The sequence below is a fragment of the Mycobacterium numidiamassiliense genome, from assembly GCF_900157365.1.
In the GTDB taxonomy this organism is placed as follows: domain Bacteria; phylum Actinomycetota; class Actinomycetes; order Mycobacteriales; family Mycobacteriaceae; genus Mycobacterium; species Mycobacterium numidiamassiliense.
In genome coordinates this window covers 3,921,741-3,937,258 of the sequence record NZ_FUEZ01000004.1, presented here as the reverse complement: position 1 = coordinate 3,937,258, position 15,518 = coordinate 3,921,741, and the positions used below count along the sequence as shown (strand labels likewise).

General features: G+C 65.3%; 13 protein-coding genes and 1 pseudogene. 11 read left to right on the top strand and 3 right to left on the bottom strand.

The annotated features are described in order from the left end of the window. The first annotated feature begins 75 nt into the window (after nt 1–75). Nucleotides 76–426 (top strand): thioredoxin, encoded by a 351-nt coding sequence (trxA, locus tag MNAB215_RS26700; protein WP_077081449.1) that lies wholly within the window; start codon nt 76–78, stop codon nt 424–426. On the opposite strand, the gene MNAB215_RS26695 is transcribed toward trxA, so the two are convergent. Next, the gene (locus tag MNAB215_RS26695; protein ID WP_077081448.1) at nt 427–1,872 is read right to left on the bottom strand and encodes a condensation domain-containing protein; all 1,446 of its coding nucleotides are present in this window, start codon (nt 1,870–1,872) and stop codon (nt 427–429) included. It lies immediately after the preceding gene. Between the two features lie 233 nt (nt 1,873–2,105). Here MNAB215_RS26695 and MNAB215_RS26690 point away from each other — a divergent pair, with 233 nt between their 5' ends. The 4 genes and pseudogenes from MNAB215_RS26690 to MNAB215_RS26675 all read left to right on the top strand — a co-directional run bounded on the left by MNAB215_RS26690 (nt 2,106) and on the right by MNAB215_RS26675 (nt 5,623). Continuing rightward, complete coding sequence (locus MNAB215_RS26690) at nt 2,106–2,825, top strand: GAP family protein (RefSeq protein WP_077081447.1); 720 nt, start codon at nt 2,106–2,108, stop codon at nt 2,823–2,825. A gap of 16 nt (nt 2,826–2,841) precedes the next feature. Beyond that, nucleotides 2,842–3,663: pseudogene (locus MNAB215_RS26685) on the top strand (enoyl-CoA hydratase); the annotation flags it as partial. Between the two features lie 41 nt (nt 3,664–3,704). After that, the gene (locus MNAB215_RS26680) at nt 3,705–5,333 is read left to right on the top strand and encodes an ABC-F family ATP-binding cassette domain-containing protein (protein WP_077081445.1); all 1,629 of its coding nucleotides are present in this window, start codon (nt 3,705–3,707) and stop codon (nt 5,331–5,333) included. A gap of 98 nt (nt 5,334–5,431) precedes the next feature. Then, nucleotides 5,432–5,623: a helix-turn-helix domain-containing protein gene (locus MNAB215_RS26675; RefSeq protein WP_077081444.1), complete on the top strand. Its 192-nt coding sequence runs from the start codon at nt 5,432–5,434 to the stop codon at nt 5,621–5,623. Here MNAB215_RS26675 and MNAB215_RS26670 read toward each other — a convergent pair. Then, nucleotides 5,620–6,213 carry a TetR/AcrR family transcriptional regulator gene (locus MNAB215_RS26670; RefSeq protein WP_077081443.1) on the bottom strand — a complete coding sequence of 198 codons (594 nt, stop codon included), beginning with the start codon at nt 6,211–6,213 and terminating at the stop codon, nt 5,620–5,622. The genes MNAB215_RS26675 and MNAB215_RS26670 overlap by 4 nt on opposite strands. A gap of 24 nt (nt 6,214–6,237) precedes the next feature. Then, nucleotides 6,238–9,057 (bottom strand): aconitate hydratase AcnA, encoded by a 2,820-nt coding sequence (gene acnA / locus MNAB215_RS26665; RefSeq protein ID WP_077081442.1) that lies wholly within the window; start codon nt 9,055–9,057, stop codon nt 6,238–6,240. Nucleotides 9,058–9,245: 188 nt separating this feature from the next. Between acnA and MNAB215_RS26660 the strand changes: the two genes are divergently transcribed. From MNAB215_RS26660 to MNAB215_RS26635, 6 genes are all read left to right on the top strand, one after another. After that, nucleotides 9,246–9,797 carry an Rv1476 family membrane protein gene (locus tag MNAB215_RS26660; protein WP_077081441.1) on the top strand — a complete coding sequence of 184 codons (552 nt, stop codon included), beginning with the start codon at nt 9,246–9,248 and terminating at the stop codon, nt 9,795–9,797. A 236-nt stretch (nt 9,798–10,033) separates the two neighbouring features. After that, nucleotides 10,034–11,470 carry an NlpC/P60 family peptidoglycan endopeptidase RipA gene (gene ripA / locus MNAB215_RS26655; protein ID WP_077081440.1) on the top strand — a complete coding sequence of 479 codons (1,437 nt, stop codon included), beginning with the start codon at nt 10,034–10,036 and terminating at the stop codon, nt 11,468–11,470. Nucleotides 11,471–11,479: 9 nt separating this feature from the next. After that, nucleotides 11,480–12,214, top strand: coding sequence for an NlpC/P60 family peptidoglycan endopeptidase RipB (gene ripB, locus MNAB215_RS26650; RefSeq protein WP_077081439.1), 735 nt, complete (start codon nt 11,480–11,482; stop codon nt 12,212–12,214). Nucleotides 12,215–12,353: 139 nt separating this feature from the next. Continuing rightward, nucleotides 12,354–13,484, top strand: coding sequence for a chaperone MoxR1 (gene moxR1 / locus MNAB215_RS26645; protein ID WP_077081438.1), 1,131 nt, complete (start codon nt 12,354–12,356; stop codon nt 13,482–13,484). Continuing rightward, nucleotides 13,481–14,434: a DUF58 domain-containing protein gene (locus tag MNAB215_RS26640; protein WP_077081437.1), complete on the top strand. Its 954-nt coding sequence runs from the start codon at nt 13,481–13,483 to the stop codon at nt 14,432–14,434. Before moxR1 ends, MNAB215_RS26640 begins: the two co-directional genes overlap by 4 nt. Before the next feature lie 34 nt (nt 14,435–14,468). Further along, nucleotides 14,469–15,476: a VWA domain-containing protein gene (locus tag MNAB215_RS26635; RefSeq protein WP_077081436.1), complete on the top strand. Its 1,008-nt coding sequence runs from the start codon at nt 14,469–14,471 to the stop codon at nt 15,474–15,476. Nucleotides 15,477–15,518: the final 42 nt, after the last annotated feature.

Genomic DNA, 15,518 nt, shown 5'->3' with positions numbered 1-15,518 from the left:
ACCCACGGCACACCGCCCGGCGCCCGCCGAGGTCCGTGTGGGAACATCGGGGCAGCTCGAGGCGTTGGAGGGTTTGTGACAACACGTGATCTCACTGCTGAGCAGTTCAACGAAACCATCGAGGGCAACGACATCGTCCTCGTCGACTTCTGGGCTTCCTGGTGTGGACCGTGCCGGCAGTTCGCGCCGACTTTCCAGGCATCCTCGGAAAAGCACCCCGACGTCGTGTACGCCAAGGTGGACACCGAAGCCGAACAACAGCTCGCGGCGGCCGCGCAGATCCGGTCCATCCCCACATTGATGGCCTTCAAGAAGGGCAAGCTCGTGTTCAACCAGGCCGGGGCCCTGCCTGCGCCTGCCCTGGAGGACTTGGTGCAGCAAATCAAGGCCTTCGACATCGACGCCGCTCAAGCCGAGCAAGCCTGATCAGGCCGGTTTGTGCTCTAACTGCGCATCGTCAGGCGCCAGGGGCGGGGAGCTGTGTTGCTCGACGGCGTGCCGGTAGATGGATTTGAGCGTGTGGATATACCGGGCGACTGATTGGCGGGCGTTTGGATTGTTCGGGTAAAACACAATCACGTGCGTCCCGGTCTGAAATCGGTTCACTCGCAAATCGAAGCGAGCCGGAGTCCTGCCGTCGTGGTGAATCCTCATGTTCGACCATGCCCATTCCGCGTTGATGAGCGTAGACAAGGGTGGAACGGTGGCGTTGAGATGAAACAGCAAGGGAACGTGCCGCTGGGGCATCGTCAACCACGGAGCCAATTCCAGCACGCGGTTGAACGGTAGGTTCGCTAGCTCCTTGCCCGCGTCGAATGACTCCTGGGCAGCGCGGGCGACATCGCCGAATGATGATGATGCACCGACAGGGACGGTGATCGGAACGTAGCCGGTGAACCAACCGATTGTGGTGTAGTCCACCGGAGTGCTCCGCGTATCCCGCGCAACTAATCCGTAGTAAGTTTCGGCGCCGGTCAGCTCGTATTCTGCGAGTGCGGCGCAGGCGAACACCCCGCCGCTGAAGCGGGCGCCCGCCGCTTTGCACACGGAGTCGAATTGAGCTGTCTGTCGCTCGTCCATCACCTGAACGAACATCAGGTCACACGTCCCCGATCCGTCGCCGAGCGTCACGGGAGGGTCGGGGAGGGTGCCGTCATTGTTTTCGAAAAAGTCGACCCAGGCACGTACCTGCGGGGAGTCCAAGGTCAGGTCGGATGTGTGCTGGTGTTGCCGGGTGCAGTAATCGGCATAGCTGCCCCCGGCGGGAAGCGAGATCGGCTCGCCTGCCAGCACGGAGGTGTACGTCAGATAGAACTCCGCACACATCGCGCCGAGAACGTGCGCGTCAGCGTAGATATGGTCGATACTGGCGCAGAAAGTGAAATTGTCAGGACGCGCAATCACGGCGAAACGCACGCAATCCCAGTGCAATGGGCTCGGCGTGGCCAGTAGGTGTTCTCGCAAGGCCGCCGCGGTCATCCCTCCATGCTCAATCGGGACGTAGTCGATATCGGCGGGATCGGTGAATGTGTGCCGGACGATGTCGTCGGCATCCGTGAACTCGAACCAACTCTGATAGGTGTCATGCCGGTGAAAGTGCGCGTTGATCATGTCCGTGAGGACCCGGACGTCGCACAGGCCCGGCATGTCCCAGCTGGCAATCAACAGCCGTGACATGTCGAGTCCCCGGTTCGCGTGTTCACGAAAATTGCGGAGGTGCCGGGCCTGCTGATGGCTGGGCGGAACAGTGCTGATCGGGGCCTGCCGGGCTTTGGTAAGCGAATCGGGCGAGGGATGCCAACAGACGACCGAACCTGGTTCCGGCGTCCAGTCGTTAATGGTCCCGAACGTCTCCTCTCCTAAGACGAACACAGTCCCTCCCGATGCCTCAGCGGTTCAGTATCTGTCGAATTCCGTTGCGGTAGAGTGCTTTCCGTTGCTTGGCGGGGATAACCAAGACTTGCGCTTCCGGTCGTGACTCGGGTGCTTGACAGCCCTAAAATTAACAGACCAAAGAACGTTAGGCACGGTAAAGTGCCTGAGCCGGCCAGCTGGTCATCGAACCCGTGAACGGAATTCGCTGCGGCCGACGTAGAGTCCCGCCCATGTGGGGCACGGTGCTGACGCTGGCGCTGGTGTCGGCCGCAGATCCGGTGCGAATCGGAATCGCCGTCCTGTTGTTCTCTCGGCAACGGCCGGGACTCCATTTGTTGGCCTTGTGGCTTGGCGGTATGGCAGCTGGTGTTGCAGTGGGCCTGGGTGTGCTTTTCGGCGTGCACGGCCTGATGCCTGAGGTTGTCCGTCGAGTGCAGTTCGCCGCTACAAGCTCCACCGCGGCCTTCTTCCAGATCGCGATCGGGGTGCTCGCTTTGGTGGTCGCCGCATCGGTGACCATCGGTTTCCCGGCGGGCCAACGCACGCACGTGGCAATGTCCGGCGACGATCCGCCCCGCCAGGGCGAGCCGACCGGATTTTCCCGATTCTTGACGCGCGCCCTGGCTGCACTGCGGTCCGGCCCGCCGTGGACGACGTTTCTCCTTGGGGTGGTCATATCGACGGACTTCCGGTACCTGATCGTCCTTTCCGCGATTCTCGCAGCCGGCGTCGCCGTGGCGGACCAAGTCAGCGCGGCTGCGGCGTACACCGTCGTGGCGCTGGCGTTCGTCGAGATCCCGCTCGTCAGCCAGGTGGCGGTGCCCGGGAGGACACGTGCGGTGATGTCCGAAGTCCACGATTGGGTGAGTGCGCACCGGCGGCGAGTCTTCGGCGCCATCGTGGCAGTGCTAGGGGTTTTCCTGATGGCAGCGGGGATAAGCCACGTGTGAGCCGACGAGCACGCGCTACCGTTCTCGGGTGAGTTTGGTACTCGTTGAACAGCCGCGGCCCGGGGTCGCGTTGATAACCCTCAACCGGCCCGAGCGAATGAACTCCATGGCGTTCGACGTGATGGTGCCGCTCAAAGAGGCCCTGGAGAAGGTCACCTACGACAACTCTGTGCGCGTGGTGGTGCTAACCGGGGCGGGCCGGGGATTCTCCTCGGGCGCCGATCACAAGTCGGCAGGCACAGTGCCCCACGTCGACGGGCTGACCCGCCCCACTTATGCGCTGCGTTCCATGCAGATTCTCGATGACCTGATCCTGGCGCTGCGGCGAATGCACCAGCCCGTGATTGCAGCGGTCAACGGCGCGGCCATCGGCGGGGGACTGTGTCTGGCGCTAGCTGCCGACATCCGGGTGGCTGCCAGCGGCGCCTACTTCCGGGCCGCGGGCATCAACAACGGGTTGACCGCGAGCGAACTGGGGCTGTCCTACCTGCTGCCCAGGGCCATCGGGTCGTCGCGGGCATTCGAGATCATGCTGACCGGCCGCGACGTCACCGCCGAGGAGGCCGAGCGCATCGGCCTGGTGTCGTGCCAGGTGCCCGAAGCCCAGCTGCTCGATACCTGTTATGCGATCGCCGCCCGTATCGCGGCGTTCTCCCAGCCGGGAGTCGAGTTGACCAAGCGCACACTGTGGAGTGGGCTGGACGCCGGTAGTCTGGAAGCTCATATGCAAGCCGAAGGCTTGGGACAGCTTTTCGTCCGATTGCTCACCGCCAACTTCGAAGAAGCGGTTGCCGCGCGTGCGGAGCGCCGACCTCCGGTGTTCACCGACGACAAGTAACGACCAACCCCGCACCCGCGCAATGAAAGAGGAGAGCGATCGTGATCACAGCAACGGACCTTGAGGTCCGCGCTGGTGCGCGCATCCTGCTCTCACCCGACGGGCCCGATCTGCGCGTGCAGCCCGGTGACCGCATCGGCCTGGTCGGGCGCAACGGTGCGGGCAAGACCACGACGCTGCGCATCCTGGCGGGGGAGACCGAACCCTACGCGGGATCGGTCACCCGCATCGGTGAAGTCGGTTATCTGCCACAAGATCCCAAGGAAGGCGATCTCGACGTGCTGGCCCGTGACCGGGTGTTGTCGGCCCGCGGGTTGGACGTCCTGCTCACCGACCTGGAGAAGCAACAGGCGTTGATGGCCGAGGTCGCGGACGACGACGCGCGCGACCGCGCGATCCGGCGTTACGGTCAGCTCGAAGAGCAATTCGTGGCGCTGGGCGGCTACACCGCGGAAAGCGAAGCCGGACGAATCTGCGCGAGCCTGGGCTTGCCGGAACGGGTGATGACCCAGCAATTGCGCACCCTGTCCGGCGGGCAGCGCCGCCGGGTTGAGTTGGCGCGAATCCTGTTCGCCGCGTCGGACTCCGGGGCCGGCTCTTCGACCACGCTGCTGCTGGACGAGCCGACCAACCACCTTGACGCGGATTCGATCGGCTGGCTGCGAACCTTCCTGCAGTCACACACCGGTGGGCTGGTGGTCATCAGTCACAACGTCGAGCTGATCTCCGACGTGGTCAATCGGGTGTGGTTCCTGGACGCCGTCCGTGGCGAGGCCGACGTCTACAACATGGGCTGGCAGAAGTACCTCGACGCCAGGGCAACCGACGAGCAGCGCCGGCGCCGGGAGCGTGCCAACGCCGAACGTAAGGCCGCGGCGCTGCGTACCCAGGCCGCCAAGCTGGGTGCCAAGGCCACCAAAGCCGTTGCGGCCCAGAACATGTTGCGTCGCGCCGATCGGATGATGGCAGCCCTGGACGAAGAGCGGGTGGCCGACAAGGTGGCCCGAATCAAGTTCCCCACCCCCGCCGCGTGTGGGCGCACACCGCTGGTGGCCAAGGGGCTGAGCAAGTCCTACGGCTCGCTAGAGGTGTTTACCGGCGTCGATCTGGCGATCGACCGCGGCTCGCGGGTGGTGATACTGGGGCTCAACGGCGCCGGCAAGACGACGCTGCTGCGTTTGTTGGCGGGCACCGAGACGCCCGACACCGGCGGCATCGAGCCCGGACATGGTTTGCGCATGGGATATTTCGCGCAGGAGCACGACACCATCGACAACGACGCGACGGTGTGGGAGAACATCCGGCACGCCGCACCGGAATCCGGCGAACAAGACCTGCGTGGCCTGCTTGGGGCATTCATGTTCAGCGGTGCGCAGCTCGAACAACCGGCAGGCACCCTCTCTGGAGGCGAGAAGACCAGGCTCGCACTGGCGGGCCTGGTGGCGTCCACGGCCAATGTGTTGCTGCTCGACGAACCGACCAACAATCTCGACCCCGCTTCGCGCGAACAAGTGCTCGACGCGCTGCGCAGCTATCAGGGTGCGGTGGTGTTGGTGACGCACGACCCCGGCGCGGCCGAAGCCCTCGACCCGCAGCGGGTGGTGCTGTTACCGGACGGCACCGAGGACTATTGGTCCGACGAGTACCGGGAGCTCATCGAGCTGGCCTGACGCCGGATCGCACACGATTTCGTCGAAATCGGCCACGCTGGGAAAGTTTGTTCCTACTCTGGGTGCTTGCGATCGTGATCCAAGCGTGGAGGGGACCAGTGCGGAAGTCGAAAATAACCCGAGATGAGTTGTTGCTGGAGCTGCGCAACGCTTACGAGCGAGGTGCCAGCATCCGCAATCTGGTTGCCACCACTGGCAAATCGTATGGATCAATTCACAGCATGTTGCGCGAATCGGGCACCACGCTGCGGGGCCGCGGCGGCCCCAACCACATCTCTCGTCCCCGCTAGGTCGAGCCGTCGGTCGGCGGCTCAGATTCGTTGCGGCGCATGGAGATTTCCACCAGATCGAGGACCGCGGCTAGGCGCCCGGGGTCTTCGCCGGACGCCAGCCGGGCCACGAGTCCGTCCAGAACCAGTTCCAGGTAGCACTGCAACACTTCGCCGGGAACGTCATCGCGCACCCGGTGTGCTTCCTTCTGGCGGCGCAGCCGAGCGGTGGTGGCCGCCTGTAGTTCCGCGGAGCGTTCCGCCCAGCCGCGGCTGAATTCCGGATCGTTGCGCAGTTTGCGTGCGATCTCCAACCTGGTAGCCAGCCAATCGAATTGGTCGGGCGCGGCCAGCATGTCGCGCATCACCTGGACGAGGCCTTCGCGGGAGGCGACTTCGGCCATCCGCTCGGCGTCCTCGCGGGCCAGCGCGAAAAACAGCGCGTCCTTGTCGCGGTAGTGGTGGAAGATTGCACCGCGCGACATCCCGATCGCTTGTTCCAGCCGCCGGACCGTCGCTCTGTCGTAGCCGTATTCGGCAAAGCAACGGCGCGCACCGTCGAGGATCTGGCGGCGGCGGGCCGCCAGATGGTCCTCGCTGACTTTTGGCATTGGCCGGGGTGTGGGTCGGCTCGGCTAGCCCGATTTGAGCATGTTGCGCAGCACGTACTGCAAGATGCCGCCGTTGCGGTAGTAGTCGGCTTCACCCGGGGTGTCGATGCGCACCACCGCGTCGAACTCCACCTTGGAGCCATCGCCCTTGGTGGCGATGACCTTCACCGTCTTTGGCGTCTTGCCGTCATTGAGCGCCTCGATGCCGGTGATGTCGAACACCTCGGTGCCGTCGAGTTTCAGTGACGCCGCCGACTCGCCCTCGGGGAACTGCAGCGGGATGACGCCCATACCGATCAGGTTGGAGCGGTGGATCCGCTCGAAGGACTCGGTGATCACCGCGCGCACTCCGAGCAGCATCGTGCCCTTGGCCGCCCAGTCTCGCGAGGACCCCGAACCGTACTCCTTGCCGCCCAGCACCACCAGCGGAATATCCTGCGCCGCATAGTTTTGCGCCGCGTCGTAGATGAACGCCTGCGGCGCATCGTCCTGGGTGAAGTCGCGGGTGTAGCCGCCGGACACATCGTCGAGCAGCTGATTGCGCAGCCGGATGTTGGCGAACGTGCCGCGAATCATCACCTCGTGATTGCCGCGTCGCGATCCAAAGGAGTTGTAGTCCTTGCGGTCCACGCCGTGCTCGTCGAGGTACTTCGCTGCCGGTGTGCCCGGCTTGATGGCGCCGGCGGGGGAGATGTGGTCCGTTGTCACCGAATCGCCCAGCAGGGCAAGCACTCTGGCGCCCTTGATGTCGCTCACCGCCTCCGGATCGGCCGACATCCCTTCGAAGTACGGTGGCTTGCGCACGTACGTCGAACTGTCGGCCCACTCAAAGGTGTTGCCACTCGGGGTCGGCAGGTTGCGCCAGCGATCATCACCCCTGAACACGTCGGCATAGTTCTTGGTGAACATCTCCTGGTTGATCGACGACGCGATGGTGTCGGAGACGTCCTTCTGCGACGGCCAGATGTCCTTGAGGAAGACCTCTTTGCCGTCTTTGTCCTTCCCCAGCGGCTGCGACTCGAAGTCGAAGTCCATGGTGCCGGCCAGCGCATAGGCGATCACCAGAGGAGGAGACGCCAGGTAGTTCATCTTCACGTCGGGGTTGATGCGGCCCTCGAAGTTTCGGTTGCCCGACAGCACGGCCGTCACCGTGAGGTCGTTGTCGTTGATGGCCTTCGAGATCTCGTCCGGCAGCGGCCCGGAGTTGCCAATGCAGGTGGTGCAGCCGTATCCAACGAGGTAGAAGCCGAGCTTCTCCAGATATGGCCAGAGCCCCGCTTTGTTGTAGTAGTCGTTGACGACCTGGGAACCCGGCGCCATCGTGGTCTTCACCCACGGCTTGCTGGCTAGCCCCTTTTCGACGGCGTTGCGGGCCAACAACGCAGCACCCAGCATCACTTCGGGGTTGGATGTGTTGGTGCACGAGGTGATTGCGGCGATCGCGACCGCGCCGTGGTCCAACACGAATTCACCGCGATCATCGGAGCGCACCTTGACCGGCTTGGTGGGCCGGCCTGAACAGCCGTCGGCCGCCGAGGGGATGGAGTGGGCTGGTACGTCCCCCTCGGCGAACGACAAGACGACGGAGTCGCTGGCGGGGAACGACTCGGCGACCGCCTCGTCGAGGTTGGTCTCCGGAGCCGGGTGATTCTCTTCGACGTAGTTGTGGACGTCCTTGCGGAACGCGGTTTTGGCGTCGGTCAGGGTGATTCGGTCCTGCGGGCGCTTGGGTCCCGCGATGGACGGGACCACGTCGGCCAGGTCGAGTTCGAGGTACTCGGAGAACTTGGGCTCGTGTTCCGGGTCGTGCCACAGGCCCTGCTCCTTGGCGTAGGCCTCGACCAGCGCCAGCTTCTCCGGCGTGCGGCCGGTTTGCCTCAGGTAGGAGATGGTCTCCTCGTCGATCGGGAAAATCGCTGCGGTGGAACCGAATTCGGGGCTCATGTTGCCCAGGGTGGCGCGGTTGGCCAGCGGCACCTCGGCCACGCCCTTGCCGTAGAACTCGACGAACTTGCCGACCACACCGTGCTTGCGCAGCATCTCGGTGACCGTCAGCACCACATCGGTGGCGGTCACACCTGGCTTGATCTCGCCGGTCAGTTTGAAGCCGACCACGCGGGGGATGAGCATCGATACCGGCTGACCGAGCATCGCGGCCTCGGCCTCGATGCCGCCCACACCCCAGCCGAGGACGCCGAGGCCGTTGACCATTGTGGTGTGGCTGTCGGTGCCCACGCAGGTGTCGGGATAGGCCTGCCCCTTGCGCTCCATGACCACGCTGGCCAGGTACTCGATGTTGACCTGGTGCACGATTCCGGTGCCCGGTGGCACCACCTTGAAGTCGTCGAACGCGCCCTGGCCCCAGCGCAGGAATTGGTAACGCTCGCCGTTGCGCTCGTATTCCAGCTCGACGTTGCGCTCGAAGGCGTCGGCGGTGCCGAACAGGTCGGCGATCACCGAGTGGTCGATCACCAGGTCGGCCGGCGCCAGGGGATTGACCTTGTCGGGATCGCCACCCAGGTCGCCCACGGCCTCGCGCATGGTGGCCAGGTCGACGATGCACGGCACGCCGGTGAAGTCCTGCATCACCACACGCGCGGGGGTGTATTGAATCTCAATGCTGGGCTGCGCCTTGGGATCCCAGTTCGCGATGGCTTCGATGTGGTCCTTGGTGATGTTGGCGCCGTCCTCGTTGCGCAGCAGGTTCTCGGCGAGGACTTTGAGGCTGTAGGGGAGTTTCTCGGTGTTGGGGACGGCGTCCAGTCGGTAGATCTCGTAGCTGCTGTCGCCGACCTTGAGGGTGTCGCGTGCTCCGAACGAGTTCACTGAATTTGTGTTAGTCACATCAACTCCCGTGGATTAAGTTCTCCCACCGACGGGCCGTGTCGGCGGTGCGTGCCCACTTTAACAGTACGCTTGTCCTGTTAGAAAGTGGCCTCCGCATTTCAGTCTTGTCGCATGCGGCGCCCATTGAAACCTCGGCGGGAAAAGTCGCGTACCGTGCCTGTAGCGCAGCGGAAGGCAGGTAAACCATGACCGGGTCGGTTTCTCTCGTCCCGCCGCCGCTCTACATTCCCCAGGACGTCGACATGACCGCGGTCAAGGCTCAGGTCGCCGCATCCGGGGTCAGTGCGCCACCGGAGGCCATGCCCGGATTGCTCGCCGTGGTCAATCAGGCGCACGCGGACGGCATCAACCTGAAAATCGTGCTGCTCGACCACAACCCGCCCAACGACACGCCGTTGCGCGACATCTCCACCGTGGTTGGCGCCGACTATCCGGACGCCACCGTCCTGACGCTGAGCCCGAGCTACGCCGGCAGCTACAGCACCCACTTCCCACGGGTCACGCTCGAGGCGGGCGAGGACATCGCCAAGACGGGCAACCCGGTGGTCTCGGCACAGCACTTCCTGAACGAACTCGACGCCCCCGAGTTTCCCTGGACCGGGCTGACCATCGTGTTGCTGATCGGGGTGCTCGCGGCGGCCGTCGGAACCCGGTTCCTGCAACTGCGGAGTAAGCGCGCAGCAACCTCTGAGAACGCGCGCGAAAATTCGGAAGCAGAGCACGCCGAGGGCGTCTAGCACGCGCATCCGGCTCCAGCCGATTTTCATCGAGCGAGGTCGCCGTTCCACACGGCAAATGCCTCAGGTCACCGTTCGGTCACATTAAACGCACGTAGAAGGTTGCGATTCGTGACGAGCATATGCACGCCGTCGAGTGTGACGTACGGTGCAAATGATGCTCATGTTGTCTTTGGCGCTTATAGATAAAACTGTGGCTGGCGCCGCCGTCCGCGCTGAGCCGTAGGGAAGGTCGAATGGGACGCAAACGCTGGGGTTCTCGCGTGCGACCGGCCGCCCGGCTGGTCCGCCCGGTCATGCCGTCGGTCGTCAGCGTGGCCATGCTCGTGTGCACACCCGGTCTGGCACAAGGTGATCCGAACGCCGACGGTATGGCGGCGTTGATCGCCAACGTCGCCAAGGCCAACCAACGGCTGGAAAACATCAGCGCCGAAATTCAGACGGAGCAGGAAAGCGTCAACAAGGCGCTGGTCGATGTGGAGACCTCGCGCGACAACGTCGCCGCCGCCGAGCATGACCTGGAGGCCGACCAGCAGTCGGTGCGGGACGCCAACACGGCGATCGCCGCCGCCCAGCACCGGTTCGACACCTTTGCCGCGGCCACCTACATGAACGGCCCCTCCGGCAGCTACCTGACCGCGCGCAGCCCCGAAGACATCATCGCCACCGAAAGCGCCGCCAGGACACTGGGCGCGAGTTCGAAGAACGTGATGGACAACCTGCAGCGGGCCCGCACGGAGCAGGTGAACAAGGAGTCGGCGGCGCGTCAGGCCAAGCAGAAGGCCGACAAGGCCGCGGTCGATGCGAAGGCCAGCCAGGACGCCGCCGTCGCCGCGTTGACCAACTCGAAGCACAAGTTCGAAGAACAGCGCGACCAGATCACCCGCCTGATCGCCGAGCGTGACGAGGCTGAGGAGAAACTTCAGACCGCCCAGCTCGCGTCCGCGCATTGGTCCACCGGACCAGGCGCGCTGGGTGCTTCCGTGTCAGGGGACCGGTGGGATCCGGGAGCGCGGCCCGCCCCCGCGCCCACCGGCGGCCGCAAGTGGGACGGCTGGGATCCCACGCTGCCCATGATTCCGAGCGCCAATGTCCCGGGCGACCCGGTCGCGGTGATCAATCAGGTGCTGGGGATCTCGGCCACGTCGACACAGGTGACCGCCGGTCTCGGGAAGGGCTTCCTGCAGTCGCTGGGCATCCTCAAGCCCGACGACACCGGCATCAACGCACCAGCGGGTGCCACCGGCGGGCGCATTCCGCGCGTCTACGGGCGACAGGCCTCTGAATACGTGATCCGCCGCGGCATGTCACAGATCGGGGTGCCTTACTCGTGGGGTGGCGGCACCGCCGCGGGCCCTGGCAAGGGAATCGACTCCGGGGCAGGCATCACCGGCTTCGACTGTTCGGGGCTGATCCTGTACTCGTTCGCCGGCGTCGGCATCAAACTGCCGCACTACTCCGGGTCGCAGTACAACCTGGGCCGCAAGATTCCCTCGTCCCAGATGCGCCGCGGGGACGTCATCTTCTACGGCCCCGGCGGTAGCCAGCACGTGACCCTCTATCTCGGTGACGGCCAGATGCTCGAGGCCCCCGATATCGGTTTGAAGGTGCGCGTCGCGCCGGTGCGCACCAGCGGCATGACCCCCTACGTGGTGCGTTACATCGAGTATTAACGAGGAGCTATGCGGCACAAGCGTTTTCGCCTGATCAACTTGGCCTGGATCACCACACTGGTGACCGGGCTGATGTTGTCTGTCGCCGTCACGGCCCCCTCAGCCGGGGCCGATCCGGGCGCCTGGGATCCCACGCTGCCGGCGCAGATCAGTGCCGGTGCTCCGGGTGACCCGCTGGCCGTCGCCAACGCCTCGCTGCAGGCCACCGCGCAGGCCACCCAGACCACGATGGACCTGGGCAAGCAATTTCTGAGCGGGCTCGGGATCAACCTCGGCGGCGATCCGCCCGCCGCCGCTGTCACGCCCAGCAATCCGGGCGCCAAGATTCCGCGGGCGAACGGCCGTCAGGCCATCGAGTACGTGATCCGCCGAATGGGCTCCCAGATGGGTGTGCCGTATTCGTGGGGTGGTGGCTCACTGGACGGGCCGAGTAAGGGTGTCGGCGACGGCGCCAACATCACCGGCTTCGACTGCTCGGGCCTGATGCGGTACGGGTTCGCCGGTGTCGGCGTGCTGATCCCGCGGTTCTCCGGTGACCAGTACAACGCCGGCCGCCACATTCCTCCCGACCAGGCCAGGCGTGGTGACCTCATCTTCTACGGTCCCGGCGGCGGGCAGCACGTGACCATGTATCTGGGCAACGGGCAGATGCTGGAGGCGTCCGGAAGTGCGGCCAAAGTGACGGTGAGCCCGGTTCGCAAGCCCGGTATGGCGCCGTACCTGACTAGGATCATCGAGTACTGATCCAGGCGCGCTGTTCGTCAGCGAACCGCGACGTCGACGGAATTCGACTGGCCTGGAATAGTTGGACGCGGGCACGTCGCTGCCCCACGACAACGGTCGTGTGAGCAGTCGTGTCGGAATGAGCTGTGGAGGGTTGTTAATGACAGCACCAGGTGGGCCGCCCCCGGGCGCCAGCGGTTATCCGGGCCCGGGTGGGCCCTCTGGCCCCGGAGCCCATGAGGCGTCCTTGGGTGGCGCCGACGCGTTGGCTGCCGAGGTACACACCCTGGAACGCGCGATATTCGAGGTCAAGCGGATCATCGTGGGCCAGGACCAGCTGGTGGAACGGATGCTGGTCGGCCTGCTGTCGAAGGGGCATGTGCTGCTCGAAGGTGTTCCCGGCGTGGCCAAGACGCTGGCCGTGGAGACCTTCGCGAAGGTGGTCGGCGGCACATTCTCGCGTATCCAGTTCACTCCGGACCTGGTACCGACCGACATCATCGGGACCCGGATCTACCGCCAGGGCAAAGAAGAGTTCGACACCGAACTCGGTCCGGTGGTGGCCAACTTCCTGCTGGCCGACGAGATCAACCGAGCGCCCGCGAAGGTGCAGTCGGCGTTGCTCGAGGTGATGGCCGAACGTCAGGTGTCCATCGGCGGCAAGAGATACCCGCTGCCCAACCCGTTCCTGGTGATGGCCACGCAGAACCCGATCGAGCACGAAGGTGTCTACCAACTGCCCGAGGCGCAGCGCGACCGCTTCCTGTTCAAGATCAACGTCGGCTACCCCTCGCCCGAAGAAGAGCGCGAGATCATCTACCGGATGGGTGTCACGCCGCCGCAGCCCAAGCAGATCCTTGCTCCGGGCGACTTGGTACGCCTGCAAGGCATCGCGGCCAACAGCTTCGTGCACCACGCGCTGGTCGACTACGTGGTCCGCGTCGTCTTCGCCACCCGCGTACCCGAGCAGCTCGGGATGCATGACGTCAAGACCTGGATCGCGTTCGGCGCATCGCCGCGCGCTTCGCTGGGCATCATCGCGGCGTCGCGCTCGCTGGCGCTGGTGCGCGGTCGCGATTATGTGATCCCGCAGGACGTCGTCGAAGTCATTCCCGACGTGCTGCGGCACCGGCTGGTGCTCACCTATGACGCGCTTGCGGACGAGATCACCCCGGAGGTGGTCATCAATCGCGTCCTGCAGACGGTTGCCCTGCCGCAGGTGAATGCCGTGCCCCAGCAAGGCCATTCGGTGCCCCCAGTGATGCAGGCCGCGGCGGCTAGCGGTCGGTGACCGATTCCAAAACGCCGGCGGTCGTCCATCCGCCGTCGATGCTTCGCGGGGAGATCGATGACCCGAAGCTGTCGGCGGCGCTGCGGACGCTCGAACTCACCGTCAAACGCAAGCTGGACGGTGTCCTGCACGGCGACCATCTCGGCCTGATCCCGGGACCGGGTTCGGAACCGGGGGAATCGCGCCTCTACCAACCCGGTGACGACGTCCGGCGGATGGACTGGGCAGTCACCGCGCGGACCACCCATCCGCACGTGCGGCAGATGATCGCCGACCGCGAACTCGAGACCTGGCTGGTCGTCGACGTGTCGGCCAGCCTGGACTTCGGCACCTCCTTCTGTGAGAAGCGCGACCTGGCAGTGGCCGCCGCGGCGGCCATCACCTACCTCAACAGCGGTGGTGGCAACCGGCTGGGTGCCCTGGTTGCCAACGGCGAGACGATGACCCGGGTGCCCGCGCGCTCTGGTCGTCAGCACCAACAGACCTTGCTGCGCACCATCGCGACCATGCCCAAGGCGCCGGTTGGGGTGCGCGGTGACCTGGCGGTTGCCATCGATGCGCTGCGCCGCCCCGAACGCCGCCGCGGAATGGCGGTCATCATCAGCGACTTCCTCGGCCCGATCAACTGGATGCGCCCGCTGCGCGCCGTTGCGGCCCGTCACGAGGTGCTGGCGATCGAAGTGCTCGATCCGCGCGATGTCGAACTGCCCGATATCGGCGACGTCGTCCTGCAGGACGCGGAAACCGGTAAAACTCGCGAATTCACCATCGACGCGCACCTGCGTGACGACTTCGCCAAGGCCGCCGCCGCCCACCGCGCCGAGGTGGCCCGCACGATTCGCGGTTGCGGGGCACCGGTTTTGACGCTGCGCACCGACCGCGACTGGATCGGCGACATCGTCCGCTTCGTGGCCTCTCGCCGCCGCGGGGCCCTGGACGGGCGCACTTGACGCCGGCGGGCATCCATCCGGAGATCGACCCACGATGACACTGCCGTTCCTGGGCGCGATGTCGCTGTCCGGCTTCGCGCACGCCTGGTTCTTCCTCTTCCTTCTCGTCGTCGCCGGGTTGGCCGCGCTGTATGTACTGATGCAGTTGACGCGGCATCGGCGGATGCTGCGATTCGCCAACCTGGAGCTGCTGGAAAGCGTTGCACCCAAACGACCTTCGCGATGGCGACACGTGCCGGCGATCCTGTTGGTGTCGGCCCTGGTCTTGTTCACCATCGCGATGGCGGGGCCGACCAACGACGTCCGGATTCCCCGCAATCGCGCGGTGGTGATGCTGGTGATCGACGTGTCGCAGTCGATGCGGGCCACCGATGTCGCGCCCAACCGCATGGCGGCCGCGCAGGAGGCCGCCAAGGAGTTCGCCGGCGAGCTGACCCCCGGGATCAACCTCGGACTCATCGCTTACGCCGGGACCGCGTCAGTGTTGGTGTCGCCGACGACCAACCGCGAGGCGACCAAGGTCGCGCTGGACAAGCTGCAGTTCGCCGACCGCACCGCCACCGGCGAGGGCATCTTCACCGCGCTGCAGGCCATCGCGACGGTCGGCGCCGTGATCGGAGGCGGTGACTCCCCGCCACCGGCCCGCATCGTGTTGTTCTCCGACGGCAAGGAGACGATGCCGACCAACCCGGACAACCCCAAGGGCGCGTTCACCGCCGCGCGCACCGCCAAGGACCAGGGCGTGCCGATCTCGACCATCTCGTTCGGCACGCCGTACGGCTTCGTCGAGCTCAACGGCCAGCGACAGCCGGTGCCCGTCGACGACGGGACGCTGCGCAAGGTTGCCCAGCTCTCCGGCGGAAACGCCTACAACGCCGCGAGCCTGGCCGAGCTGAAGGCCGTCTACGCGTCGCTGCAACAGCAGATCGGCTACGAGACCATCAAAGGTGACGCCAGCGTGGGCTGGCTGCGACTGGGTGCGCTGGTGTTGGCGGTCGCCGCGCTGGCGGCGCTGCTGATCAACCGACGGCTGCCGACCTGACCTGACGTTCCTATCGCCGCGAGCCTGACCTGACGTTCCTAT